This window comes from Burkholderia sp. AU27893, from assembly GCF_002223205.1.
Lineage (GTDB): Bacteria > Pseudomonadota > Gammaproteobacteria > Burkholderiales > Burkholderiaceae > Burkholderia.
Map to the genome: position 1 here is coordinate 1486455 of NZ_NKFD01000001.1, position 24034 is coordinate 1510488.

24 protein-coding genes are annotated in these 24034 nt (G+C 68.7%); 11 read left to right on the forward strand and 13 right to left on the reverse strand.

The features are described 5' to 3' along the window. The first annotated feature begins 171 nt into the window (after nucleotides 1–171). The 4 genes from CFB47_RS07005 to CFB47_RS07020 all read left to right on the forward strand — a co-directional run bounded on the left by CFB47_RS07005 (nucleotide 172) and on the right by CFB47_RS07020 (nucleotide 4264). A complete protein-coding gene (locus CFB47_RS07005; RefSeq protein ID WP_089460747.1) occupies nucleotides 172–1482 on the forward strand; it encodes an MFS transporter in 1311 nt (436 codons plus the stop codon). Between the two features lie 31 nt (nucleotides 1483–1513). Then, nucleotides 1514–2785 carry a Zn-dependent hydrolase gene (locus tag CFB47_RS07010; RefSeq protein ID WP_089460748.1) on the forward strand — a complete coding sequence of 424 codons (1272 nt, stop codon included), beginning with the start codon at nucleotides 1514–1516 and terminating at the stop codon, nucleotides 2783–2785. Nucleotides 2786–2834: 49 nt separating this feature from the next. Then, on the forward strand, nucleotides 2835–3857 hold the full coding sequence (locus tag CFB47_RS07015; protein WP_089440376.1) for a histone deacetylase family protein: 1023 nt from the start codon (nucleotides 2835–2837) through the stop codon (nucleotides 3855–3857). Nucleotides 3858–3961: 104 nt separating this feature from the next. Next, nucleotides 3962–4264 (forward strand): hypothetical protein, encoded by a 303-nt coding sequence (locus tag CFB47_RS07020; protein WP_143330807.1) that lies wholly within the window; start codon nucleotides 3962–3964, stop codon nucleotides 4262–4264. A gap of 47 nt (nucleotides 4265–4311) precedes the next feature. Here the strand turns inward: CFB47_RS07020 and CFB47_RS07025 are convergent, their stop codons facing one another. The 6 genes from CFB47_RS07025 to CFB47_RS07050 form a co-directional block, all read right to left on the reverse strand. Then, nucleotides 4312–5274, reverse strand: a complete 963-nt coding sequence (locus tag CFB47_RS07025) for a spore coat U domain-containing protein (protein WP_089456572.1) — start codon at nucleotides 5272–5274, stop codon at nucleotides 4312–4314. Next, a complete protein-coding gene (locus CFB47_RS07030; protein ID WP_373453133.1) occupies nucleotides 5271–7553 on the reverse strand; it encodes a fimbria/pilus outer membrane usher protein in 2283 nt (760 codons plus the stop codon). Before CFB47_RS07030 ends, CFB47_RS07025 begins: the two co-directional genes overlap by 4 nt. 109 nt (nucleotides 7554–7662) lie before the next feature. Further along, entirely contained in the window at nucleotides 7663–8382 is a 720-nt protein-coding gene (locus tag CFB47_RS07035; protein ID WP_089460751.1) for a molecular chaperone, read from the reverse strand. A gap of 15 nt (nucleotides 8383–8397) precedes the next feature. Next, on the reverse strand, nucleotides 8398–8901 hold the full coding sequence (locus CFB47_RS07040; protein WP_089455941.1) for a spore coat U domain-containing protein: 504 nt from the start codon (nucleotides 8899–8901) through the stop codon (nucleotides 8398–8400). 579 nt (nucleotides 8902–9480) lie between these two features. After that, nucleotides 9481–10686, reverse strand: coding sequence for an MFS transporter (locus tag CFB47_RS07045; protein ID WP_089460752.1), 1206 nt, complete (start codon nucleotides 10684–10686; stop codon nucleotides 9481–9483). 745 nt (nucleotides 10687–11431) lie between these two features. After that, complete coding sequence (locus tag CFB47_RS07050) at nucleotides 11432–12343, reverse strand: LysR family transcriptional regulator (protein WP_089456573.1); 912 nt, start codon at nucleotides 12341–12343, stop codon at nucleotides 11432–11434. Nucleotides 12344–12499: 156 nt separating this feature from the next. Here CFB47_RS07050 and CFB47_RS07055 point away from each other — a divergent pair, with 156 nt between their 5' ends. Beyond that, a complete protein-coding gene (locus tag CFB47_RS07055; protein WP_089460753.1) occupies nucleotides 12500–13420 on the forward strand; it encodes a pyridoxal-phosphate dependent enzyme in 921 nt (306 codons plus the stop codon). Nucleotides 13421–13447: 27 nt separating this feature from the next. Here CFB47_RS07055 and CFB47_RS40260 read toward each other — a convergent pair whose 3' ends face one another. The 3 genes from CFB47_RS40260 to CFB47_RS07070 all read right to left on the reverse strand — a co-directional run bounded on the left by CFB47_RS40260 (nucleotide 13448) and on the right by CFB47_RS07070 (nucleotide 16037). Further along, nucleotides 13448–13813 (reverse strand): hypothetical protein, encoded by a 366-nt coding sequence (locus CFB47_RS40260; RefSeq protein ID WP_143330808.1) that lies wholly within the window; start codon nucleotides 13811–13813, stop codon nucleotides 13448–13450. A 102-nt stretch (nucleotides 13814–13915) separates the two neighbouring features. Continuing rightward, nucleotides 13916–15028, reverse strand: coding sequence for a DUF2242 domain-containing protein (locus CFB47_RS07065; RefSeq protein ID WP_089461373.1), 1113 nt, complete (start codon nucleotides 15026–15028; stop codon nucleotides 13916–13918). 115 nt (nucleotides 15029–15143) lie between these two features. Continuing rightward, nucleotides 15144–16037 (reverse strand): LysR family transcriptional regulator, encoded by an 894-nt coding sequence (locus CFB47_RS07070; protein ID WP_089460755.1) that lies wholly within the window; start codon nucleotides 16035–16037, stop codon nucleotides 15144–15146. 108 nt (nucleotides 16038–16145) lie between these two features. Between CFB47_RS07070 and CFB47_RS07075 the strand changes: the two genes are divergently transcribed. Then, nucleotides 16146–16901, forward strand: coding sequence for a TerC family protein (locus CFB47_RS07075; protein WP_089460756.1), 756 nt, complete (start codon nucleotides 16146–16148; stop codon nucleotides 16899–16901). A 93-nt stretch (nucleotides 16902–16994) separates the two neighbouring features. Beyond that, entirely contained in the window at nucleotides 16995–17297 is a 303-nt protein-coding gene (locus CFB47_RS07080; RefSeq protein WP_089460757.1) for a zf-TFIIB domain-containing protein, read from the forward strand. Between the two features lie 89 nt (nucleotides 17298–17386). Here CFB47_RS07080 and CFB47_RS07085 read toward each other — a convergent pair whose 3' ends face one another. Both CFB47_RS07085 and CFB47_RS07090 read right to left on the reverse strand, forming a co-directional pair. Beyond that, on the reverse strand, nucleotides 17387–17797 hold the full coding sequence (locus CFB47_RS07085) for an Hsp20/alpha crystallin family protein (RefSeq protein WP_089460758.1): 411 nt from the start codon (nucleotides 17795–17797) through the stop codon (nucleotides 17387–17389). A 16-nt stretch (nucleotides 17798–17813) separates the two neighbouring features. Then, nucleotides 17814–18254, reverse strand: coding sequence for an Hsp20/alpha crystallin family protein (locus CFB47_RS07090; RefSeq protein ID WP_089460759.1), 441 nt, complete (start codon nucleotides 18252–18254; stop codon nucleotides 17814–17816). A 247-nt stretch (nucleotides 18255–18501) separates the two neighbouring features. On the opposite strand from CFB47_RS07090, the gene CFB47_RS07095 reads away from it, so the two are divergent. Continuing rightward, entirely contained in the window at nucleotides 18502–19419 is a 918-nt protein-coding gene (locus tag CFB47_RS07095) for a 3-hydroxyacyl-CoA dehydrogenase NAD-binding domain-containing protein (protein ID WP_089460760.1), read from the forward strand. Between the two features lie 34 nt (nucleotides 19420–19453). Here the strand turns inward: CFB47_RS07095 and CFB47_RS07100 are convergent, their stop codons facing one another. Then, nucleotides 19454–19735: a DUF4148 domain-containing protein gene (locus CFB47_RS07100; RefSeq protein WP_089460761.1), complete on the reverse strand. Its 282-nt coding sequence runs from the start codon at nucleotides 19733–19735 to the stop codon at nucleotides 19454–19456. A gap of 167 nt (nucleotides 19736–19902) precedes the next feature. Further along, the gene (locus CFB47_RS07105) at nucleotides 19903–20751 is read right to left on the reverse strand and encodes a LysR substrate-binding domain-containing protein (protein ID WP_089455951.1); all 849 of its coding nucleotides are present in this window, start codon (nucleotides 20749–20751) and stop codon (nucleotides 19903–19905) included. A gap of 328 nt (nucleotides 20752–21079) precedes the next feature. Here CFB47_RS07105 and madL point away from each other — a divergent pair, with 328 nt between their 5' ends. The 3 genes from madL to mdcA all read left to right on the forward strand — a co-directional run bounded on the left by madL (nucleotide 21080) and on the right by mdcA (nucleotide 24033). Continuing rightward, nucleotides 21080–21475 (forward strand): malonate transporter subunit MadL, encoded by a 396-nt coding sequence (gene madL, locus CFB47_RS07110; protein WP_034186756.1) that lies wholly within the window; start codon nucleotides 21080–21082, stop codon nucleotides 21473–21475. An 11-nt stretch (nucleotides 21476–21486) separates the two neighbouring features. Further along, entirely contained in the window at nucleotides 21487–22254 is a 768-nt protein-coding gene (gene madM, locus CFB47_RS07115) for a malonate transporter subunit MadM (protein WP_089439681.1), read from the forward strand. Between the two features lie 132 nt (nucleotides 22255–22386). Next, nucleotides 22387–24033: a malonate decarboxylase subunit alpha gene (mdcA, locus tag CFB47_RS07120; protein ID WP_089461374.1), complete on the forward strand. Its 1647-nt coding sequence runs from the start codon at nucleotides 22387–22389 to the stop codon at nucleotides 24031–24033. Nucleotide 24034 lies beyond the last annotated feature (1 nt).

Genomic DNA, 24034 nt, shown 5'->3' on the forward strand with positions numbered 1-24034 from the left:
GTCAAGGTGTGCATTAGTCAAATTTATACAGCGAATAATAACTTGAAATTTGACTAATGATTTGCGGTCGCCGATAAAGGAGGGGTGCCGCAGCGTGCGGCGCAAGGCCGCGACAGACGGCCGTCACACGATTTTGCGCATCGCCCGCAGCGGTGCGCATCAGGAGCCCGCATGACCCAGTCCCTTTCTTCCGCCCGCCAGCCGGCGCGCGCCGCGACGGCCGCATTCATCGGCACGATGATCGAGTGGTACGACTTCTACATCTACGCGACCGCCGCCGCGCTCGTGTTCGGCGAACTCTATTTCCCGTCGCATGACCGCTTCGTCAGCACGATGGCGTCGTTCGCGACGTTCGCGGTCGGCTTCTTCGCGCGGCCGCTCGGCGGCGTGATCTTCGGTCATCTTGGCGACCGCATCGGCCGCAAGAAGGCGTTGATGACGACGCTGATGATGATGGGCGTCGCGACCGTCTGCGTCGGGCTGCTGCCCGACTATTCGAAGGTCGGCGTGCTCGCGCCGGTACTGCTCGTTGCACTGCGCGTGGTGCAGGGGATCGCGGTCGGCGGCGAATGGGGCGGTGCGGTGCTGATGGCGGGCGAGCATGCGCCGCAGGGGCGCCGCACGTTCTTCGCGTCGTTCGCGCAGCTCGGCAGCCCGGCCGGGCTGATCCTGTCGCTGATCGCGTTTCGCGCAGTTACGTCGATGGACAAGGCGGACTTCCTCGCGTGGGGCTGGCGTCTGCCGTTTCTCGCGAGTTCGGTGCTGCTCGTGGTCGGCATCCTGATCCGGCTCGGCGTGAACGAGTCGCCGGAATTCGCGCGCGTGAAGGAATCCCACCGCACGGTGAAGCTGCCGGTCGCAGAAGTGTTCCGCTCCGCATCGGGGCTCGTCGCGCTCTGCATCGGCGCGAACACGATCGGCATCGCAGGCGTCTATTTCACGAACACGTTCATGATCGCGTACACGACGCAGTACGTCGGCGTGTCGCGCTCGCTGATCCTCGACAGCCTGTTCGCGGTCGCGATCATCCAGTTCGTCGCGCAGCCGATCGCCGCGTGGATCGCCGAGCGCATCGGCAGCGCGCGCTTCCTGAAGCTCGCGGCGCTGCTCGCGATGCTGTCGCCGTATCCGATGTTCATGCTCGTGCAGGGCGGCACGTCCGCGTCGCTGATCGCGGGCATCGCGCTCGCGGTGGTCTGCATGGCCGGCTTCTATTCGGTGATCGCGGGCTTCGTGAGCGACGTGTTCCCTGCGCACGTGCGCTATTCGGCGATCTCGCTCGCCTACCAGATCTGCGGTGCGATCGCGGGCGGGCTGACGCCGCTCGTCGGCACGTGGCTCGCCCATCGCTTCGCGGGCCAGTGGTGGCCGCTCGCGGTGTTCTACACGGGTCTCGCCGGCATCTCGCTGCTGTGCATCGTCGCGCTCGACGCCCGCCGCGCGGCACGGCCGGCCGCCGCCGAAGCGCTCGGCTCGCAGTGACCCTCATCAAAAGAATTCATCCGGAGTACACATGAAAGACCTGCTGGAAATCAACGGCGCGCGTTTGTGGCAAAGCCTGGTGGACATGGCGCGTGTCGGCGCGACGCCGCGCGGCGGCGTGCGGCGCCTCGCGCTCACCGACGACGATCGTCGCGGGCGCGACCTGTTCGCGCAGTGGTGCCGCGACGCGGGAATGACGGTGAGCGTCGACGCCGTCGGCAACCTGTTCGCGCGGCGCGACGGCACCGATGCGCAGGCGGCTCCCGTGCTGATCGGCAGCCATCTCGACACGCAGCCCGAAGGCGGCCGCTTCGATGGCGTCTATGGCGTGCTCGCCGCGCTCGAACTCGTGCGCACGCTGAACGACGCGGGCATCGCGACCGACAAACCGCTGGAGATCGTGTCCTGGACCAACGAGGAGGGCGCGCGCTTCGCGCCGGCGATGCTCGGCTCGGCCGTCTTCACGGACGCGTTGCCGCTCGACGAAGCGCTCGCGAAGCAGGACGCCGACGGCGTCACGCTCGGCGCGGCGCTCGACGCATGCGGCTATCGCGGCACGCGTGCGATGGGCGGCGCGGTCGATGCGTACTTCGAGGCCCATATCGAGCAGGGCCCCGTGCTCGAGGCGAACGGCACGACGATCGGCATCGTCACGGGCGGGCAGGCGATCCGCTGGCTCGACGTGACGGTGACGGGCGTGGCCGCGCATGCGGGCACGACGCCGATGCCATATCGCAAGGACGCGTATTTCGCGAGCGCGCAGATGGCGCTCGAACTCGAACGGATCGTCGCCGGTCATGCACCGCGCGGGCTCGCGACGATCGGTCAGGTCGGCATCCGCAACGCATCGCGCAACACCATTGCCGGCGACGTGACGTTCACGGTCGACCTGCGCCATCACGACGATGCGCAGGTCGATGCAATGGAGCGCGATTTGCGCGACGCGTGCACGCGCGTCGCCGCCGCGCGCGGCGTGCAGGTCGCGATTGAAACCTGCTGGCGCAGCCCGGCGACGCCGTTCGATCGCGACTGCGTCGAGCAGGTCGCGCAGGCGGCGGCAGCGTTCGGCTATACGAACGAACGGATCGTCAGCGGCGCCGGGCACGACGCGATCCTGCTCGCGCGTTGCGTGCCGACCGCGATGGTGTTCATCCCGTGCGTCGACGGCCTGTCGCACAACGAAGCCGAGGATGCGCTGCCGGATGACGTGACGCGCGGCTCGAACGTGCTGCTGCATGCGGTGCTCGCGCGCGCCGGCGTCGCGGCGGGCGTGGCCGTGGCGGCCGCCGCGCAGCACGCATGACGCGGCGAGCCGGCAAGCCGACCAATCGAAACACCGACGAGGGCGAACGATGAAAACCTATTTCCATCCCGAGCAGTTGCTGCACCATCCTCGCAGCTACCTGTCGCGCGGCCAGATGCGCGAGCCGCAGGAAGTCCCCGAGCGCGCGGCGCGGCTCGTCGCGGCCGTCCGGTCGCTCGACTTCGACGTGCGCGAGCCGGCCGACCGCGGCACCGCGCCGATCGCGGCCGTGCACGACATGAACTACCTGCGCTTCCTGGAAGAAGCGCATCGCGACTGGAAGCAGATGCCCGACGACTGGGGCGACGAAGTGATGTCGAACGTGTTCGTGCGCGACCCGAACCCGCTGCGCGGCGTGCTCGCGAAAGCCGCGCGCTACCTCGCCGACGGCAGCTGCCCGGTCGGCGCGAACACGTGGCGCGCCGCATACTGGTCCGCGCAGGGCGCGCTGGCGGCCGCGGCCGACGTCAACGACGGCGCGCGCGAGGCGTACGCGCTCTGCCGGCCGCCCGGCCATCACGCACGTCGCGACGCGGCCGGCGGCTTCTGCTACCTGAACAATGCGGCGATCGCCGCGCAGTCGCTGCTCGGCCGTCACCGCCGGGTCGCGATCCTCGACACCGACATGCATCACGGGCAGGGCGTGCAGGAGATCTTCTACGGCCGCGACGACGTGCTGTACGTGTCGATCCACGGCGACCCGACCAACTTCTACCCGGTCGTCGCGGGCTATGAGGAAGAGACGGGCACAGGGGCCGGCGACGGTTTCAACCTCAACCTGCCGATGCCGCACGGCGCGCCGGAGTCGGCGTTCTTCGAGCGGCTCGACGATGCGCTGCGCGCGCTCGCGCGGTTCCAGCCCGATGCACTGGTGCTCGCGCTCGGCTTCGATATCTACAAGGACGATCCGCAATCGCAGGTGGCCGTCACGACCGACGGTTTCGGGCGGCTCGGCGGCGCGATCGGTGCGCTTGGGTTGCCGACGGTGATCGTGCAGGAAGGCGGCTATCACCTCGCCAGCCTCGACGCGAACGCGCGGGCGTTTTTCGGCGGATTCGCCGCCGCGCGCTGACCGGCGCGACGGGGTACGGCCACGTGCGTGCGGGTTCAGGTTTTCCGCCCGCACGCCGATAATTCGTGCATATGCTGAATGGATGCACGAAGGAGAGCCGCACGATGACAGCCGACCCAATCAGACGCGGTGCGATCGCGATCGCGCTCGCGCTGGCCGCGCCCGGCGTAGGGTCCCTCGCGAACGCGACGGAGCCCTCGATTCCGCTGCGCGTCAGTCTCACCATTCCGGAAACGTGCACGATCGGCACCGGCGCGCCGCAGGGCGTCGCCGATACCGGCATCCCGAGTGTCAGTTGCGCGCACGGCACGCCGTTCATGCTCAGCCACGCGCCGCTGCCCGATGCGCGGTCGGCGTCGCGCGGCGCGGGTGCGGGCGCGCCGTCCGCATGGACCGTCATGTTTTGAGCGGGCGGCGCGACGCGTGCGCCCGCGCCCGCTCATGCCCCTGAGCGCTAGAAACTGATCGTTGCGGTAATCGTGTCGCTGTAGTTGCCGGGCGCGGGCGTCGTTTGCGCCGGCACCGCGCCGTACACGGTCACGACCTGCGACGTGCCCGTGCCGACACCCGTGACCGTCGAACTGCCGCCCGTGCCGTCGCCCCACGCGATCGAGCGCGCGGCGTCCGTGTAAAGCCCGTAGTCGATCGCGCCGCCACCGCCGCTGCGCTGCATCTGGCGCGCCGTCACGCTGCCGCTGCCGCCGCCGTTCAGCGCGATTTGCCATGCGTCGCCATTGGTGCACTGCGCGGTGATCGAACCGCTCGCCGTCAGCGAGCCCGACAGCAGGCTCGCGGTGCCGAAGCTCACATTGGTCGCGCTGATGTTGCAGTTGTTGACGACATTTGCCGTCGCGCTGAACGGGAAGGTCCCGTTCGACGTCGTCAGCGACGCGCAGGTCGGCGCGCCGAGCAGGTAGAACCCGGTGTTGATCGACGTCGTGTTGCCGCCGAAGGTCTGCGAGTAGGTCGTGGTGCTGTTGCCGGTCGTCGGGACGGTCGGCTGGTTCCCGGTGATCTGTCCGTACACGGTGACCGTCGCGGACGCGCTCGTGCCGAGCGCAGGCTTGACCAGCGTGACGGACGCCGGTGTCGTGCCGGAATACACCGAGCCCCATGCGACGGAATGCCCGCCGTCGAGATAGAGGTCGTATTGCATCGCGTTGCTGCCGTTGACGAGGCTGCGCGGGCTCGTGCCGCCGAGGTTCAGGCACACGAGCACGTTCGGCGTCAGCGAGACGGCCGACCACGTGCAGGTGATGCTGACCGTGCCGGTCGCGGCCACCGGCGCGTTCGAGATCGGGCTGACCGAGCCGAAGCTCACGGTCGATGCGGTCGCCGTGCAGCTTTCGGCCTGTGCGTGACGGGGCGAGCCGCACCACGCGATAAAGGCGACGAGAACCAGCAGCGCGATCCTCACGGCGCGGCCCGGCACGTGAGGGGCCCGATGGTCGGCAGCGTGCCGTTGCCGGGCGCGGTGAACGCGAATGCCGCGACACAGTGCTGCGTGCCGTAGTCGATCGCGAGGTGGTTGTCGTCCTTCAGTCCGTCGATGAACGTGAGCCCGTCGTAGCCGACGATCGTATCCGCGCCGCTTTCGGCGTGATGCACGCGCGCGCCGGCCGGCAGCGGGCGGCCGGTATCGTCATGCAGGATCACCGATGCCGCGCGATAGCGTGACACGCCGAAATGCGTGAATACGCCCGATTGCGCCTGCGGCACGACCGTCATCGACGTGCGGGCGATCCGCGCATCGGCGGGCAGCTTCATCGCATCGATCGCGATCCGGTTGTTCTGGTACGCATTCAGGTCGGGCACAAGCAGGTGCCCGGCACGATCGGTCGTGCCGATCACGCGGTTTTCGTGCAGCACCGGGATGCCCGCGACGCCGTCGGTCGACACAAGCGCGAAGCCGTCGGTGATGCGGCGCGACAACAGGAGGCTGCCGTCCATGAACACGAGCGCGCCGCTGACGTCGAGCGACGCGCCGGTCCGGCGGTCGATGTTCTGCGTGGCCGCGATGACTTCGCCCGCATGACCGAGATAGCGGACTTGCGCCTGCCGGTACGGCACCGCGCCCGTGCCGCCGGCCTGTACGCCCCAGCCCCAGCCGCCGTCGTAGTCGGGCGGGCGGCTCGCGTCGACGGTGTAGTTCGACTGGCCGCGCTGGCGCCCGACGGTCGTGTTGATCGACGTGTTGCGACCGAGCCCGACGTTCAGCGACACGAACGCGCCACTCGCGCCCTGTTGCGCGAAATCGCGGTACGCGCTCACGGTCAGCGACGCGAGATCGCCGAGGCCCAGCGTGTACGACACGGTGCCGATCCGCGCGCTCGGGCCTTGCGGCATCCGGAAGCCGATGTAGCTGAGCGACAGTGTCTGGCGGCGGATGAAGGGCAGCGCGAGCGTCGCCTGGTCGGTGGCCGCCGGCACGGTCGCGCCGTCGCGCGAGGCGAGATCGCCGTAGCGGCCGAACGCGCGGATCGTCTGCGCGTTGATCGAGAAGCGCGGTTCGATCAACTGGTAGCCGGCGCTCACCTGCGTGCCCGGAAAGCGGCCGGCGCTGCCCGCGACCGCACCGCTCACGACGCCCGCGTAGCCGAGGCGCAGCAGCGCGCCGACACCCGCGTTGACCACGCCGCCGGTTGCTTCCGCATGCCCTTCGACCGTCAGCGCTTGGCTGATCCCGCGTCGCAGCGAGCCGCTGACGGCCGGCCGCGCGTCGTAGTCGAACGACTGCAGCCCGTAGTTACGGCGCAGGAAGCCGGCCTCGAACGAATAGCTCGACAGCCCGGCGGACAGCATCCGCGTATCGACATAGAGCGGCACGGACGTCGCGACGGTGCGCCCGAGCGCGTCGCGCGTGATGACGGTCGCCTGGCCGGCGCCCGTGATGCCCGGCACGTCGTGAATGATGAACGGGCCGCTCGGCACGTTGCCGGTGTACTGGCGCACGTTGTTGATGTACAGGTCGACGGCCGACGGCACGGCCGCGGAGCCCGCGAGCGACGGGATCGGGAACGTCACGAGATCGGGGCGCAGCGCGAAATTGCTGCGCCACTGGAAGCCACCGAGGCGCACCGAGCGCGTCCACGCGAGCGACCCCGAGATCGCGTCGCCGATCTGCGTCGTGCTCGGCCGCGCCGGGTCCGAGTGGCTCCATGACGTATCGAAGCGCGTGTAGCGCCGCTGGCCGTTGTAGAAGGTCGCGACGCCCGTGGTGTCGAACACGCCGCCCGGATCGAAGTAGCGCACGTCGGTGTAGAGCGAGTACTGCCGGTCGCCGAGCGTCTGCGCGTACGCCTCGTAGTTGATCGCGAGGCCGCGCGACGCGCTGGCCGCCTGCGTCGGCGGCAATGCGCGGCTGTCGATCGCGTAGGGGCGGCGCAGCGTATCGGGCATCTGCAGTTCGACGCGCTGGCGTGCCGCGTCGTAGCGGTAGTGCAGGCCGGGAATCGTGTCGAGGTCGACCGTCGCCGCGTCGGCGATGCCGAGCCGGTCGGTTGCGACGCCGATCGTGTGCAGGTCGGCGCCGCTCGCCGACAGGTGGCCGTCGCGTTCGCGGAAGTGCGCGAGCAGCGTCGTGTTCTCGCCGTTGACGCTGACTTCGAGGATCACGTCGTGCGTGCTGTCGGTCATCACGAGCGCCGAGGGTTCGTCCGCATGCGCCCAGCCGAGCGCGAAGAGGCCGCCCGCCACGATGGCCGCGACCGCGGTGCGCGGGGAGCGTCGCGGCGCGCCGCGTCCGCTGGCCGGGACCGAGCCGGTGTGCGGCGAAGGGGGACGGGCCGGGCGGCGCACCGGCGGACTAGCCCGGCGGCTCCACCGCGACGACCGCGCTGGCCGGCTGCGAATTGACGGCTGCCCGCACCGTGACCTTGCCGCCGAGCGTGACGCCGGCCGGCAGCGGCACGCTCCACTGGCCCGTGCGGCCCGCGAGTGCATAGCCGAGCAGGCCGCGCGTGAGCGGGACCGTATGACCGTCGCCGGTCACGAGTTCGACGGACGCCAGTTGCGCGCGCCGCGTGCCGCTGTTGCGGACCCGCAGCACCCAGCCGCCGTTGTTGCGCAGCAGCGCCCAGTCGAGTCGCGGCGCGCCGTCGGTGGCAGGCTCGACGAACACCGGAATCGAATAGCGCAGCCGGATCGACACGCCGTTGGCCGGCGTTTCGCCGGGCGGCGGCAATTCGTCGATCAGCAGCCGGTAGGCCTGCTCGGTGCCGGATGGCACGCGCGACGCGCGCACCACGCGGATCAGTTGCTCGGCCTGTGTGCCGACCTCGATCAGCGGTGGGCTGGCCAGCAGGTCCTGCGTGGGCGTCAAGGTGTCCTGGCCATCGGTCTGGTTCCAGACGAACACGCGCACCTGTCCGTACACCGGGCGTTCGCCCGGATTGCGCAGCGTGATGCCGCTGGCCGTGTCGTCGGCGCCGAATTCGATCGTGACGGGGGAAATCTGCAGCGACGCGGCGTGCGCGGCGCTGGCCGCGCACAGCAGCGCGACGAGCGTTCGACGGAATGCGGTCATGCGTTGCGGCGCCGGTCAGAAGTAGACGGTTGCGGTGACGGTCGTCTGATAGGTGTCCGGTTTCGGCGTCGCTTGCGCGGGCACCTGGCCATAGACGGTCAGCGATTGCGCGGCGCCCGTGCCGGTGCCGGCCACGGTGTTCGTGCCTTGCGTGTTGCCCCAGATCGTCGTGCGCCCGGCGTCCTGGTAGAGCTGGAAACCGACGGTCGTCGTCGTGTTGCCGGTGGCCGTGCCGGCCATCAGGCGGCTCGCGACGGTCGAGCCCGTGACCGTGCCGGCGTCGAGGCCGACGTTGTACGGCGTCGTATTGGTGCAGGTGACGCTGACGGTCGTCTGCTGGTTGATCGCGGTGGCCAGCACCCCGTTGGTGCCGAACGCGAGCGGGTTCGCGGCGATCGTGCAGTTCGGCTGCAGCGTGAGCGTGACGTTGAAGGTTGCGGTGGCGGTGCCGTTCGAATAGGTGGCTGCGTCGGCGGCGGGTGTCGACAGGCCGATGGACAGCGCGAGCGACAATGTCATGGAAGCGATGGCGATTTTCACACTGATCCCTCATCGATCGATTTTTCGTTGGATTTATGCCGCGCTTGATCGTGCTGCTTTATCGCAAATCCTGATACGAATCGGCAATTCTTTCAATCTTTAATTTCGCTCTGTTTCATTTTGTTACATTTAATCGGACTATTGATTGAATAAAGGTGAAGAGCGTTTCGTTTTTCGGTTTTTCGAATATGATTCGCATACGTCATTACCTTGCATCGCAGCAAAAACGGGTAATTCATGCGGGTTTCGAGACTATTTGGCGGACTGATTGGGCCGGTTGAGTCGGCCTGCGGCGAATGGGATAAGTAATGGGCCGGATGCGGTGAAGAAGAAATGAAAGTGAATCATTTGATCGAATTGATTCGTTTTTTTCATTCCGCAAACGTATTGAATAGGGAGCGCCGATAGATTGCTGGAGATTCGGGATTTTTCACGATTGAGGAGCGTTGGGTCGAAATCGACCGTTGAAAACGAAAACGGCCGCATTGCGCGGCCGTGAGCGTGTGTCGGTACGGATCGGCGGTCCGGCATGCCTCGCCGGTGCGCGACATGTCGCGCTTACGAATTCGCGGCGGCCGGTGCGCGGCGCTGCTGCGCGATCTGCAGGAAGACGAGCGCGAGTCCGGCCGCGGCGATCAGTCCGCCGACGAGCGGCACGGCCGCATAACCGAAGCCCGCCGACAGCGCCGCGCCGCCGGCCGCCGCGCCGAGCGCGTTGCCGAGGTTGAATGCGCCGATGTTGACGGCCGACGCGAGCCCCGGCGCTTCGTGGGCCGCCCGCATCACGCGCATCTGCAGCGGCGGCACGACCGCGAACGTCGCCACACCCCATACGAGCAGCGTGGCGGCGGCGCCCGCATGCGTGCGGCCGAGCACCGGGAACGCGGCCATCGTCGCGATCAGCAACAGCAGGAACCCGATCAGCGTGCCGTCGAGCGAGCGGTCGGCGAGGCGCCCGCCCGCGATGTTGCCGATCGAGAATCCGACGCCGATCAGCACCAGCATCGCGGTCACGAAGCCGGGCGTCGCGCCGGTCAGGTGTTCGAGCGTCGGCGCGACATACGTGTAGAGCGTGAACATCGCGCCGGCGCCGAGCACGGTCGTCCCGAGCGCGCCGAGCACGACGGGGCGCGTCAGCACCGAGAGTTCCGCGCGCAGGTCGGGCATCTTGCCGGCTTCGCCCTTCGGCAGCGCGGCGAACAGCCCGGCGATCGCAACCAGGCCGAGGCCCGCGGTCGCCGCGAACGACATGCGCCAGCCGATGATCTGGCCGAGCCAGGTCGCGGCCGGCACGCCGCCGACGTTCGCGATCGTGAGACCCATGAACATCGTCGCGACCGCGCTCGCCTGCTTTTCGCGCGGCACGAGGCTGGCCGCGACTACCGAGCCGAGTCCGAAGAAGGCGCCGTGGTTGAGGCTCGTCACGAGGCGGGCGAGCAGCAGCGTCGTGTAGTCCGGCGCGAACGCCGACAGCAGGTTGCCGATCGTGAAGATCGACATCAGCGCGATCAGTGCCGAACGGCGCGACCAGCGCGCGAGCAGCAGCGTCATCAGCGGCGCACCGACCATCACGCCGATCGCATAGGCGCTGATCAGCATGCCGGCTTGCGGAATCGACACGTGCACGCCGTCGGCGATCACGGGCAGCAGGCCCATCGGCGAGAACTCGGTCGTGCCGATGCCGAACGCACCGGCGGCGAGTGCCAGCAGCGGCAGCGCGGCGCTGCCCCCGGGGCGGGAAGGAGAGGAAGTCGTGGGGTTCACGCAATGGGCTCCTGTAGTCGAGAAACAACGAACGGCACGGACCGTTGAGGACAGGAAGAAGTGTGCCTGCATGACTTTTGCGGAAAAAGCCGTGTCCGGACGAAATTATCTTGATTTCATGTCAATAATGCAGGGGGCGCTTGAAGCCGGGTGGCGCGGCGGGTGGAAGCGCTGCTTTTGTGAAAGATATTTGTAAAGTCAGGCGGGTGGCTTCAGGCCGGAAGATCGCGATCCATCGGCGCTTCGACGCGGACTGACGGCCGCTCCCACCGGATGATCGGGAAGCCGCTCATCGACTGACCGGCGATGGGCGGCCGCGCGGATCGGACGGGCCGGGCAGGCGGCCGGCAGCACGCCGGGCGAATCGCGTATCGTCGCCGAAAACCCTTTGCAGACAAGGCCCGCGGGCAAAAAAAGCCCCGATCACAGGGGGACCGTGACCGGGGCGGAAACGCATCCTCTCTTTGGCACGAGGGTTGGATGCGCGCGCAGTATATTTCGGGTCATGACAATTCGAAGCGACGTTAAACGGCCGTTTTTGGTGCCAATTTAAAAACACCGGTGCTGCGGCGTCCGGTGTCGTCGTTTTGTAAGAATTTGCGCAAAAAAGATGCAGTTGTTTAGCGTGTTTCGGCAGCCGAAGCGACGGTTGGGGGGAAGGGGATTGCGCCCGTCACTCGGCACCGCGAATCGGCTCGCTCGAGTGCCGGGCGAGGCCGCCGCACCTGCTGGACATTCAGCCCGCTCAGCCCGCTTCGCCGGTCGCGTCACGCACGGCTTCGAGAAACCGCGCAACGACGGGCGACGGGGGCACGGCTGCGCCGTCGAACACGAACTCGATGTCGAAGCGGCTCGCGAGTTCGTCGAGCGCGACGAGCCGGACCGTGGCCGGGCAGGTCGGCGACGCGCTTTCCGGCACGAAAGCACAGCCCATCCCGGCCGCGACGAGGCCGATCAACGTGGGAATGTCGCTGCCGACCTGCGCGATGCGCGGCGTGAAGCCGGCTTGCTGGCACTGCGCCATCAGGAACCGGTGGTGCGCGGCGGAGCGCTGCGCGTCGAACCAGACGAACGGTTCGTTCGCGACGTCGGTCAGCGTGCGCGGCGCGGTGACGCGTCCGCCCGGCGGCGCGGGCATCGCGAGCACGAAGCGGTCGCTCAGCAGCCGCACGCCCGACAGGTGCGGCGCCTCGTCCCGACGCCACGCCATGATCCCGCCGTCGAGCTGGCCGCGCATCAGCGCGTTCGCCTGTTCGGCCGACAGCATCGGCGCGATCGACAGCTTCACGTCCGGGCACGCGTCCCGAAACGCCTTGAGGACGGTGCCGACGACGGGCAGCGGCAGGCAGTTCGGCAACGCACCGAGCCGCAGCTCGCCCAGCTGGCCGGCCGCGCAGCGCAGCGCGCGCTCCCGGCTGTCCTGCAGCGTCGCGAGCAGGCCGGTCGCGTCCTGCAGGAAGCTGGCGCCGGCCGCCGTGAGCGTGACGCCCGTTGCGCGGCGCACCAGCAGCGGCGTGCCGATCGCGTCCTCGAGTTCGCGGATCTGTCGCGACAGCGCGGGCTGGACGATGCCGGCCGCGCGGGCGCCGGCCATCACGCTGCCGGCTCGCGCGACGGCCACGAAGTAGCGCAGGTGACGCAATTCGATCTGGCGCATGCCGCATCCATTCAGGTTCATTGATATACCTGTGGAGCATATCAAATGCCATTCGATGGTATTGGAAAGCATGGCAGGCGTGCCGTACGATGACCGCCATCGCCGCTCGCCGTTGCACGCCGCGTGCGTTCCCCCCGTTCCCATTGGTCCCGCCCCATGCCGCTTCATATCCCGACCCCTTATCTCCGCTCGCCAATCGCCTCCCGCCGGCTCGGCAGGAACATCCGGCTGAAGCTCGATGCGCTGCAGCCGTCGGGCTCGTTCAAGCTGCGCGGCATCGGCGCCGTCTGCGAAGCGCGGCACGCGGCCGGCGCGCGGCGGTTCGTATCGTCGTCGGGCGGCAACGCGGGCATCGCGGTCGCGTATTGCGGCCGCGAACTCGGCGTGCCGGTGCTCGTCGTCGTACCGGAAAGCGCGTCGGCCCGCGCACGCGAGCTGATCCGCGTCGAGGGCGCCGAGTTCGTCGTGCACGGGGCGAGTTGGGCCGAGGCGAATGCGTTCGCGCAGGCGGCGCTCGGCGAGCATGACGCGTTCGTGCATCCGTTCGACGATCGCGTGCTGTGGCAGGGCCACGCGACGATGATCGACGAGATGGCGGCGGCCGGCCCGAAGCCCGACGCGATCGTGGTCGCGGTGGGCGGCGGCGGGCTGCTGTGCGGCGTGCTCGAAGGGCTGGCGCGCAACGGCTGGCACGACGTGCCGGTGGTCGCGGCCGAAACGGAAGGCGCCGACTGCTATGCGCGCTCGCTCGCGCAGGGGCATGCGGTCGAATTGCCGGCGATCACGAGCATCGCGACGTCGCTCGGCGCGAAGCGGCCGTGCGACGCGGCGGTCGAATGGGCGGCGCGACACGCGATTCACCCGGTCGTCGTGTCCGATGCCGAGGCGGTGGCCGCATCGCTGCGTTTCCTCGACGAGCACCGGATCGTCGTCGAGCCCGCGTGCGGTGCCGCGCTGGCCGCGCTCGAGCGGCCGGTGGCCGTGCTGGCGGCGGCGAAGGAGATCGCCGTGATCGTCTGCGGCGGCGTGACGGCGACCGTCGAGCAGATGCAGGCGTTGCGTTCGACGTTGCGGTAGGTGGGGCGGTCGGCGCCAGGCGGTTTGTCATGGGACGGCCGGATGGTGGTCGACGACGAATATCTCTGCGATCGTCTGCGATGACGCGACGGCCACCGTCGAGCCGATGCAGACGCTGCGTGCGGCGATGCAGAAGGCGAGAGAGGCCGGCGGCAAGCAGGTCTGTCGTGGGATGGCCGGATGGCGGTCGACGGCGGAGATCGCCGCGATCGTCTGCGGCGGCGTCACATTGAGCATCGAGCCGATGCAGACGCTGCGTGCGTGCGGCGATGCAGAAGGCAGGGCGGCAGGAACTAGCTGGCCTGTCGGATGACGGCCGGACGGCAGTCGATCCCGGCGGACGTCGGCATCGGCTGCGCATACCCCGTCGCGAAGCATCGAAGCAACGGACATGCAGCCCGAAGCGCAGAAATTCCCGTGATGAATGACGGAGAAGGGGGCGTATCGTCGCGCGGCGCCCGATGGAGCCGGGCGCGACGATACGGACGCCCGGGGTCAGTGCACGGCCGGTGCGCTCGCGCCGGACGGTGCGGACGACGCGACGGGGTTGGCGGCGGCAGGCGCGGGCGATGCGCTCGGGGGCGCCGATGCCGATACGGGGGCGGAAGCGGTGGACGCAGGCGCCGGTGCGACCGGTGTCAGTGTTGCAGCGGCCGGTGCCGAAGCGGCGGGTGACGATGCCGGACCGGAAGCGGATGCAGGCGCGGAAGCCGGCACGGGAGCCGAAACGGGCGCGGATGCCGGCCCGGACGCCGGTGCGGGCATCGACGGCGCGGCCGCTGCAGGCGTCCCACCCGAAGCCGACCCCGACCCCGCACCCGACGCCGCCACCGGCGCGGCAGCCCGCATCGCCGCCGGCGCAACCACGGCCGACGCGGCGGCCGGCACGGCGTTCGCCCCCGACTCGGGCGCGACCGCCGGCAACGAAAGCGGCACCGGCGCCGCGGGCGGCGTCGGCACGACCGGGGTCGTCATCTTCATCGGCTCGCCTTGCGGCGTCGGCGCGGGTTCGGGCAGCGGCGCGACGGGTTCCTTCTCGGCGGCCTTGACGGTCGCGCGGTCGCGGCGGGCCGGGTCGATCTTCAGGAAATGCTCGACGAGATTGAAGAAGCGCTCATAGAACACGCCGGCGGGAATCGTCTCGCTGGCGGTCTTGACCAGCGCATCGTCGCTCGACCCGATCGGCAGCGACAGCGAGCCGAACACGCTCAACCCCACGCTGGCCGACGTATTCGACTTCTTCAGCGTGTAGCGATCCTGCACCGCGTTCACGTACGCGATGCTCGACGTGCCGTCCGCGTTCGCGTCCGCGCACACGACGTGAAACTCGATCACGACGTGCATGTCGTTGTTCGGCTGGAAATTCTTGCTGCCGTCGACCGCATCGTTGCGCGACGACGACACCACATAGCCCTGGCTCAGCAGCGCGCGCCGCGCGGCCTCGCAGGCCGCGTCGGATTTCGAGTGGAACGTGTGCGCGTACGGGCTGCTGGTCGCGTCGAACTGTTCCTGCTGGTAGATCGGCTTGGGCGGCGACGAGCACGCCGCCAGCACGGTCGCGGCCGCGAGCGCGCACGAAACGGAAAACAGGCGAAATCGGTTGTGCATGGCGTCTTTCAGAAGGCTTGGCGAGAGGCCGCGCAACGGCGGTGCCTGGATGAAGCGCGCGGCAATCTCGTAAGGCCGGGGCGTCATTATAGTTTCGTTTGATGTCGCGCTCGCTTCAGTCGGCCGACGCGCCGCGTGCCGCGGCCAGCAATTGCGACGTCAGCGGATGGTGTTCGCCGCGCCGCGAGCGGATCGCGTGGATCTCCTCGGTCACGTCGCCGGCACGCCCGAGCCGCCGCAATCCGCGCAGCAGCGACGCGTCGTTCGCGCCGAGTTCGCTCAGCGGGAACACGCCGAGGCCGCGCGCGGCGAACACGGCCATCAGCGCGCTGTCCTCGAATTCGCCGGCCACGCGCGGCACGATCCGTTCACCCTCCAGCCACCGGTCGAGGCGCGCGCGCAGCGCCGAATGGGCGGTCGGCAACAGCACGGGCAGGTCGGCGAGGCACGCCGGAAAGTGCTGCCGCGCGGCCGGCGTGACGAGCGCCGCGGAGCCATACCAGTCGACCGGCGACGCGACGAGCCGCTCGCTCGTCACCCGCAGGTTCGAGCCGGACGGCGCGCCCTGGCCGGCCAGCACCAGATCGAGATGATGCAGCGCCAGCTCCGCGAGCAGCGCATCGTGCTCGCCTTCATGGCACAGCAGCCGCAGCGTGGGGGTAGCCAGCACGGGGGCCAGGATCGCGTGCGCGGCGAGCTTGGAGATGCCGTCCGCGAGGCCGACCGCGAGCCGCACGGTCGGCTGGCTGGCCGCCGCGCGCACTTCGTCGGGAATCAGCCGGCCCATCTCGAAGATCGCCTCCGCGCGCGCAAACGCGGCCTGGCCGGCGTCGGTCATCGTGACGCCGCGCCCGGCCGGGCGCAATAACTGGTGCCCGAGCGCTTTTTCGAGCTCGCGCACCTGCGCGCTGATGGTCTGCACGGCCATGTCGAGCCGCGCGGCCGCGCGCGCGAAGCCGCCTTCCTTCACGACGACCCAGAAGTAGTACAGATGTCGGAAATTGAGCATCGGATCGATATTTCGGAAAAACCGAACCAAAAATCAGATTCTCTCTGATTTTTTAGAAGTTCGGGGCGGCCTATGATCGGGCTTTCCACTTTCGTATCGGCCCATTTCATGGACTACCTGCTGACGCTTGCCGTTGACCCCGCCGTCTGGGCGGCGCTCCTGACGCTCGTCGTGATGGAAGTCGTGCTCGGCATCGACAACCTGATCTTCATCTCGATCCTCAGCAACAAGCTGCCCGAGGCGCAGCGCGCCCGCACGCAGCGCCTCGGCATCGCGCTCGCGCTGGTGATGCGCCTCGCGTTGCTCGGCAGCGTCGCATGGATCGCGAGCCTCACCGAGCCCGTGTTCACGCTGTTCGACCATGCGTTCTCGTGGCGTGACCTGATCCTGCTGTCGGGCGGCCTGTTCCTCGTGTGGAAGGCGACCACCGAGATCCATCACCACGTGTCGCGCGACGGTGAAGGCGCGGGCGGTTCGGGCGGGGCGGTCGGCCTGACGATGTGGGCCGCGATCGGCCAGATCGTGATGCTCGACATCGTGTTCTCGATCGACAGCATCGTGACCGCGATCGGCATGACCGAGCACGTGCCGATCATGTTCGTCGCGGTGATCGTCGCCGTCGCCGTGATGCTGTTCGCTGCACAGCCGCTCGCGCGCTTCATCGACCGCAACCCGACCATCGTGATGCTCGCGCTGTCGTTCCTGGTCGTGATCGGCATGACGCTGATCGCCGAAGGTTTCGGTTCGCATGTGCCGAAGGGCTACATCTACGCGGCAATGGCGTTCTCGGCCTTCGTCGAAGGGATGAACATGCTGGCGCGGCGCGCGAAGGCGAAGCGCTCGGCGCCGACGGATGGCCACTGAGCCGGCGCGCGTGACCTGGCTGCTGCTGCAGCGGCCGGCGTCACGCGCGTCATATGGAGTCCGGATGAAATTCGCACGGAAAGGAGAAGCGCGATGAAATGCCCAGTCTGCAAGACGCCCGACCTGCTGATGGCCGAGCGCCAGTCGATCGAGATCGACTACTGTCCGACCTGCCGCGGCGTGTGGCTCGATCGCGGCGAACTCGACAAGCTGATCGCGCGCGAGGCCGGCGATGCGCCAGCGCGCCGCGATGAAGCCGCCGTGCGGCGCGATGCGCAAGCACCGCGCGGCCACGATGGCGGCTGGGGCCGCGACGCTCCCTCGCACGACGATCGCTACAAGCACGATAGCCAGCGTCGGAAGAAATCGGTGTTCGACCTGTTCGACTTCGACTGATCGCACCGCACGTCGTAAAAGAAAGCCCCGCCGGGCGCGTACCCGGCGGGGCTTCTTCATGCGTGCGGGATAACGGCACGCACCAATGCTTACGCGTTGCCGGCCGTCACGTCGATGCGGCGCGGACGCATTTCCTCGCGGCGCGGAATCGTCAGCGTCAGCACGCCGTCGCGCAGGCTCGCGTCGATCTTCGACGTATCGAGATCCGGGCTCAGAACGAAGCTGCGCGCATAGCGCGTCGCACGGATTTCGGCGTGTCGCACGCGCAGGTCGGCCGGCGTCTCGAGACGCGTGTCGGCTTCGATCGTCAGCGTGTTGTCGTGCACCTTCACGTCGAGGTTCTCGCGCGGCACGCCGGGCAGGTCGGCCCGCAGCGTGACGCCGAGATGATTCTCGACGATGTCGACGGCCGGCGTGATCGCGGGACGGCGGGCCGCTTCGGCGGCAGCGGGGTGGACGGTGTTGGTCTGACGCTCGGCCAGGGTCGGGTTCGCATTCATGTCGGTATCCTGACTATTATTGAACGGTGATCGCACGCGGCTTCGATGCCTCGCGCCGGCCGACGCGAATCAGCAGGCAGCCGTTTTCGTAGCGGGCGCTGACCTGGTCGGGGTCCGCATCCCGCGGCAGCTCGACGACACGGCGGAATGCGCCGTGAAAGCGTTCCTGCGCATAGGTGCGCAGATCGGCGCCTTCGCCGCGCGGCGCCGGCTTGCGCTCGCCGCTGATCGTCAGCAGGTCCTTGTCGATCGACACGTCGAAATCGGCCGCGGCCATGCCGGGTGCGAACGCGACGATCTCGATCGTGCCGTCGGTGGCGCCGACGTTGAGCGCCGGAAAGGCGCCGGGCCGTACCGCGCGAATGCCGGCCGGACGATCGCCGAGCAGGTTGGCCACTTGCCGCTGCACGCGGGCGAATTCGTCGAACAGGTCGCTGCCGAAATGGATACCGCTCATGTTGGTCCTCCTGAACAGGGAACGCGGGAGACGTGACGGCGCGACGCCTGCGGCGGGCGCGTCGTGGAAGCTCCACTGGGTCGAAACGGGGGCGGTGCGCTGCATGTTGCACTGCCCGACGACGCGTAATTAGTGGCAGCTGAAGCGCATTTCAAGAGGGAATCTGCAATCTGCGTCAATGCAGGCCCGCGCGATTCGATGCGACAATCGCCGCGATGTTTTTGCAGACCAACGACACGGGACAATCATGGACATTCGACGCATCGCGATCGTCGGCGCCGGCGTGATCGGCGCGAGCTGGGCCGCCTTCTATCTGACGCAAGGCTTCGACGTCGTCGCGACCGATCCGGCGCCGCACGCCGACACGCGGTTGCGCGACGCGCTGGCTGCGTTTCTCGGCGACCGGGCCGCCGAACTTTCCGCGCGGCTGTCGTTCGACGCCGATCTCGTGCGTGCGCTCGACGGCGTCGACTTCGTGCAGGAGAATGGTCCGGAACGGCTCGACCTCAAGCGCGCGCTGTACCGGCAGATGGACGACGTGCTGCCTGCGCACGTGCCGATCGCGTCGAGCTCATCGGGCCTGAAGATGTCGGACATCCAGACCGCGTGCGACAAGCATCCGGAGCGTTGCCTGATCGCGCATCCGTTCAATCCGCCGCACCTGATTCCGCTCGTCGAGCTGGTCGGCGGCGATGCCACCAGCCAGGAGGTGATCGCGCGCGTGAAGGCTTTCTACGACGCGCTCGGCAAGCAGACGATCGTCCTCAACAAGGAAATGACCGGCCACGTCGCGAACCGGCTCGCGGCCGCGCTGTTCCGCGAGGTGTATCACCTCGTCGGCGAAGGCGTGGTGAGCGTCGCCGATGCGGACAAGGCCGTCGCGTGGGGGCCCGGCCTGCGCTGGGGGCTGATGGGGCAATGCCTGACCTATCACCTCGGCGGCGGCGCGGGCGGGATCGCGCACTTTCTCGAACACCTGTCGGGGCCGATCACGAGCTGGTGGGACGATCTCGGCACGCCTTCGTTCGATCCGGACGTCGATCGCAAGCTGAACGATGAATTGCGCGCGATCCAGGGCGAGCGCTCGATGCAGGAACTGGCGGCCGAACGCGACCGCCTGCTCGTCGAGCTGATCGACGCGCGGCGCCGCAGCTTCCTGCCGTGACCGCGCCGCGGCGTCGCGTCCGGGCCGCGGCCGGCTACTGCTGCGCGGCGGTTTGCGGTGCCTGCGGCGTCTGTGCGAGCCATGCCGGGCTCGCGGCCTGCACGAGTTCGCGGTTGCGCGCGCGGGTCGCGGCGTTCGGCGGGTAGTTGCCGTCGTTCGTCGGCAGTTCGCCGTCGAGATAGGCCTGCTTGAGTTGTGCAACGACTTCCGCGCGGGTCAGCCCCTGCGCGGGCGCCGCGGTATCGGACGTCTGGGCAAAGGCGGGGGGCAGCAGGGCGGCAGCGGCGGTCGCGACGGCGAATCGCAAGAATTTCATGGCGTGCTCCGATCAAGGGGACGGGACACCGGATGCGCGCGGCGGCTGGCCGTGCGTTCCGATGGGTCCCATTGTCGCGAGCGGGTGCTGCGTGGACGATGACGCGTTCCGGGCAAAGCTGTCAGGTGCGGGTGCGGGTGCGCTTGCGTGCGGCGCGCCTGGTACGGTTACAACTCCGACGCCGCCGTGATCAGCGTCGCTTCGAGTGCAAGCGTCGAACGCGATGCAGCCGCCGGCCGGTCGATCACGTATTCGAGTTCGCCGAGTTCAGGTAGCCCCGCGTCGAGCCGCGCGAGCCCGGCCGGAATCACGTAGCCGGCGAATGCGCTGACGCCGAGCCCCGCGCTCGCGGCCGCGCGCAGCACTGCGATGCTGCTGCTCACGACGGCGATCCGGTACGGCCGCCCGACGGCCTCGAGCGATTCGAGCACGCGGCGGCGCGACACGCTCGGCTCCGGATGCATCGCGAGCGGCAGCACGGCCTCGTGGCCGGTGATCCGCGAATCGGGGCCGGTGCACCAGTACAGCGGTTCGCTGCGGATCACGCGGCCGCGCCGGCTGCCGGCGATGCGCTTCGCGAACACGAGATCGTGCCGCCCTTCGTCGAGCGCGTCGAACAGGTCGCCCGACAGCCCGGTCGAGATCGCGAGCTCGACTTCCGGATTGCGCTGCACGAAGCTCGCGAGCGCGGCCGTCAGGTGCGCCGACGCGAAATCCTCCGACATCGCGAGCCGCACCTTGCCCGACAGCGGCGGCCCGCACACCGACGTGACGGCCTCGTCCATCAGTTCGAGAATGCGCACCGCGTAGCGGAACAGCGCATCGCCGTGCTGCGACAGGTGCACGTTGCGCGTGTCGCGCTCGAACAGCGGCCGGTCGAGCAGCTCCTCGAGGCGGCGGATATGCTGGCTGACGGTCGACTGCGACAGGCTCACGCGCTCGGACGCGGCGGTGAAGCTGCCGGACTGGGCGACGGCGACGAAGCTGCGCAGCAGCTCGGGCGGTAACGGACGCATTGCTAAATCCACTGAATCAGTTTCGACAACTTCATAAATGGCCGGATATTGCGGCGCTAGTATCGGATCACGCCCCGGTGCGGCCCGCAACGGGGCGCACCGGACGCGTAGCCCGCGTCGGGCCGGCGGCTGCTTCATTCAGTCTACGGCATCCGGCGTCCGGCCCGAAACCGCATCATCCCATCGACCGCCCGAGAACGTGCCCGCATGACGGGCCGCCGGGCCGCGGCGCACCGCCGCAGGAGACACGCCCGGCATGGGATCGGCGGGCAAGATTCGGCTCCTGCTGGCGGCCATGCGCCCGTCACGAAGAGACTGGAGACGACTCATGATCATCTACGGAACCGCGCTGCTGGCGTTCTGCCACCTGGCCGGACTGTTCCTCGGCGACCTGCTCGGCAGTGCAATCGGCGTGAAGACCAACGTCGGCGGCGTCGGCATCGCGATGCTGCTGCTGATCTGCCTGCGCCTCTGGCTGCACCGCCGCGGCTGGCTGCCGAAGGAGACCGAGGCCGGCGTCGGTTTCTGGGGCGCGATGTACATCCCCGTCGTCGTCGCGATGGCCGCGAACCAGAACGTCGTCGCCGCGCTGAAGGGCGGCCCGGTCGCGCTGCTGGCGGCCGTCGGCGCGGTCGCGATCTGCGCATGCTGCATCGCGGTACTCGTGCGCACCGGGCGCGACGACACGGCCTTCGCGGGCGTGCCGCAGTTCGAAGAACAGTAACGGAGGCCGCCATGCTGCAGATGCTCGAAAAAACCGTCGCCCACAACGGGCTCGTCGCGTCGTTCGCGCTGGTCGGCCTGATCATGTGGCTGTCGTCGATCGCGTCGCGCAAGCTCACGTTCGGCCGCGTGCACGGCTCGGCGATCGCGATCGTGATCGGTCTCGTGCTGGCCTATGTCGGCGGCGCATTCACCGGCGGCGAGAAGGGGCTGGCCGACGTCAAGCTGTTCGCCGGCATCGGCCTGATGGGCGGCGCGATGCTGCGCGATTTCGCGATCGTCGCGACCGCGTTCGAAGTGCAGCCCGCCGAGGCGCGCAAGGCCGGGCTCGTCGGTGTCGTGTCGCTGCTGCTCGGCACCGTGCTGCCGTTCATCGTCGGCGCGTGCATCGCGCGCGCCTTCGGCTATACCGACGCGGTCAGCATGACGACGATCGGCGCGGGCGCCGTCACCTACATCGTCGGCCCCGTCACGGGCGCGGCGATCGGTGCAAGCTCCGACGTGATCGCACTCAGCATCGCGACGGGGCTGGTCAAGGCGATCATCGTGATGGTCGGCACGCCGGTCGCGGCCAACTTCATGGGCCTGAAGACGCCGCGCTCCGCGATGATCTTCGGCGGCCTGGCCGGCACCGTCAGCGGCGTGAGCGCGGGGCTCGCTGCAACTGACCGACGGCTCGTGCCGTATGGCGCGCTCGTCGCGACGTTCCATACCGGCGTGGGTTGCCTGCTCGGCCCGTCGCTGCTGTTCTTCACGACGCGCGCGCTGGTCGGCGCGTAGGCCCCACGATGGGCGGCCCGTGCGCGGGCCGCATCCATCGCCGCGTCCTCTGAGTCGCATTCGTCAACATCATCAATCGGCGGCGGCGCCAGGCTTAGAATGCCGCTGAACCATCGAAGCGGAGAACTGTTCATGACCGGATGGAATCACGCGCGGCAGGCGCGCGATGCACGCCTCGCGGCCGGCGCGGCTTACGCGCAGGGCAAGCGGGTCGATGCGCGCGACACCGTGGCGTTGCTCGAAGCGGTGCTGCGGCCCGGCGATCGCGTGTGCCTCGAAGGCGACAACCAGAAGCAGGCCGACCTGCTCGCCACCGCGCTGGCCGACGTCGACAGCGCGAAGATCCACGACCTGCACATGGTGCAGTCGGGCGTCGTGCTGCCCGAGCATCTCGACGTGTTCGAGCGCGGCATCGCGAAGCGTCTCGACTTCGCGTATTCGGGCCCGCAGTCGCAGCGCATCGCGAAGCTGCTGTTCGGCGGCAAGATCGCGCTCGGCGCGGTGCACACCTATCTCGAGCTGTTCGCGCGTTACTTCATCGACCTCACGCCGCAGGTCGCGCTGATCGCCGCGGTCAGCGCCGATCGCGACGGCAATCTCTACACCGGCCCGAACACCGAAGACACGCCGACCGTCGTCGAAGCCACGGCATTCAAGGACGGCATCGTGATCGCGCAGGTCGACCGCATCGTCGACAAGGTGCCGCGCGTCGACATCCCCGGCGATCGCGTGCACTTCGTCGTCGAGGCCGGCCGGCCGTTCTACGTCGAGCCGCTGTTCACGCGCGATCCGGCGGCGATCACCGAAACGCAGATCCTCACCGCGATGCTCGCGATCAAGGGCATCTACGCGCCGTACGGCATCAAGCGCCTGAACCACGGGATCGGCTTCAACACGGCCGCGATCGAGCTGCTGCTGCCGACCTACGGCGAGAAGCTCGGGCTGAAGGGCAAGGTCTGCTCGCACTGGGCGCTCAACCCGCACCCGACGCTGATTCCCGCGATCGAGTCGGGCTGGGTCGAGCAGATCCACTGTTTCGGCTCGGAAGTCGGGATGGACGACTACATTCGCGCGCGCTCCGACATCTGGTTCACGGGCCCCGACGGGTCGCTGCGCTCGAACCGCGCGTTCTGCCAGACCGCGGGCCTCTATGCGTGCGACATGTTCATCGGCTCGACGCTGCAGATCGACCTGTCTGGCCATTCGTCGACGGTCACGGCCGAGCGCATCGCCGGTTTCGGCGGCGCGCCGAACATGGGCAGCGACGCGCGCGGCCGGCGCCATCCGAGCGAGCCGTGGCTGAAGGCCGGAGCGGAGGCCGACCCCGACACGCCGGCGGCGCTCAGGCGCGGCCGCAAGCTCGTCGTGCAGATCGGCGAGACGTTCGGCGACAAGAACGTGCCGATGTTCGTCGAGAAGCTCGACGCGCTGAAGCTCGCCGACAAGCTGCAGCTCGATCTCGCGCCGATCATGGTCTACGGCGACGACGTCACGCACATCGTCACCGAGGAAGGGATCGCGAACCTGCTGATGTGCCGCGACAAGGACGAACGCGAGCACGCGATCCGCGGCGTCGCCGGCTATACGGAAGTCGGCCGCGGCCGCGACCGGAGGATGGTCGAGCGGCTGCGCGAACGCGGCGTGATCCGTCGCCCGGAAGATCTCGGCATCGATCCGCTCGACGCCGACCGCCGCTGGCTCGCCGCGCGTTCGATCAAGGATCTCGTGCACTGGTCGGGCGGCCTGTATGCGCCGCCGGCCCGGTTCCGCAACTGGTAAG

What these genes read in the sequence shown, in the direction of transcription:
- CFB47_RS07005 (WP_089460747.1), top strand. Translation starts at nt 172, where the DNA reads ATGACCCAGTCCCTTTCTTCCGCCCGCCAGCCGGCGCGCGCCGCGACG.
- CFB47_RS07010 (WP_089460748.1), top strand. Translation starts at nt 1,514, where the DNA reads ATGAAAGACCTGCTGGAAATCAACGGCGCGCGTTTGTGGCAAAGCCTG.
- CFB47_RS07015 (WP_089440376.1), top strand. Translation starts at nt 2,835, where the DNA reads ATGAAAACCTATTTCCATCCCGAGCAGTTGCTGCACCATCCTCGCAGC.
- CFB47_RS07020 (WP_143330807.1), top strand. Translation starts at nt 3,962, where the DNA reads ATGACAGCCGACCCAATCAGACGCGGTGCGATCGCGATCGCGCTCGCG.
- CFB47_RS07035 (WP_089460751.1), bottom strand. Translation starts at nt 8,382, where the DNA reads ATGACCGCATTCCGTCGAACGCTCGTCGCGCTGCTGTGCGCGGCCAGC.
- CFB47_RS07040 (WP_089455941.1), bottom strand. Translation starts at nt 8,901, where the DNA reads ATGACATTGTCGCTCGCGCTGTCCATCGGCCTGTCGACACCCGCCGCC.
- CFB47_RS07050 (WP_089456573.1), bottom strand. Translation starts at nt 12,343, where the DNA reads ATGCGCCAGATCGAATTGCGTCACCTGCGCTACTTCGTGGCCGTCGCG.
- CFB47_RS07055 (WP_089460753.1), top strand. Translation starts at nt 12,500, where the DNA reads ATGCCGCTTCATATCCCGACCCCTTATCTCCGCTCGCCAATCGCCTCC.
- CFB47_RS40260 (WP_143330808.1), bottom strand. Translation starts at nt 13,813, where the DNA reads ATGTCCGTTGCTTCGATGCTTCGCGACGGGGTATGCGCAGCCGATGCC.
- CFB47_RS07065 (WP_089461373.1), bottom strand. Translation starts at nt 15,028, where the DNA reads ATGCACAACCGATTTCGCCTGTTTTCCGTTTCGTGCGCGCTCGCGGCC.
- CFB47_RS07070 (WP_089460755.1), bottom strand. Translation starts at nt 16,037, where the DNA reads ATGCTCAATTTCCGACATCTGTACTACTTCTGGGTCGTCGTGAAGGAA.
- CFB47_RS07075 (WP_089460756.1), top strand. Translation starts at nt 16,146, where the DNA reads ATGGACTACCTGCTGACGCTTGCCGTTGACCCCGCCGTCTGGGCGGCG.
- CFB47_RS07080 (WP_089460757.1), top strand. Translation starts at nt 16,995, where the DNA reads ATGAAATGCCCAGTCTGCAAGACGCCCGACCTGCTGATGGCCGAGCGC.
- CFB47_RS07085 (WP_089460758.1), bottom strand. Translation starts at nt 17,797, where the DNA reads ATGAATGCGAACCCGACCCTGGCCGAGCGTCAGACCAACACCGTCCAC.
- CFB47_RS07090 (WP_089460759.1), bottom strand. Translation starts at nt 18,254, where the DNA reads ATGAGCGGTATCCATTTCGGCAGCGACCTGTTCGACGAATTCGCCCGC.
- CFB47_RS07095 (WP_089460760.1), top strand. Translation starts at nt 18,502, where the DNA reads ATGGACATTCGACGCATCGCGATCGTCGGCGCCGGCGTGATCGGCGCG.
- CFB47_RS07100 (WP_089460761.1), bottom strand. Translation starts at nt 19,735, where the DNA reads ATGAAATTCTTGCGATTCGCCGTCGCGACCGCCGCTGCCGCCCTGCTG.
- CFB47_RS07105 (WP_089455951.1), bottom strand. Translation starts at nt 20,751, where the DNA reads ATGCGTCCGTTACCGCCCGAGCTGCTGCGCAGCTTCGTCGCCGTCGCC.
- madL (WP_034186756.1), top strand. Translation starts at nt 21,080, where the DNA reads ATGATCATCTACGGAACCGCGCTGCTGGCGTTCTGCCACCTGGCCGGA.
- madM (WP_089439681.1), top strand. Translation starts at nt 21,487, where the DNA reads ATGCTGCAGATGCTCGAAAAAACCGTCGCCCACAACGGGCTCGTCGCG.
- mdcA (WP_089461374.1), top strand. Translation starts at nt 22,387, where the DNA reads ATGACCGGATGGAATCACGCGCGGCAGGCGCGCGATGCACGCCTCGCG.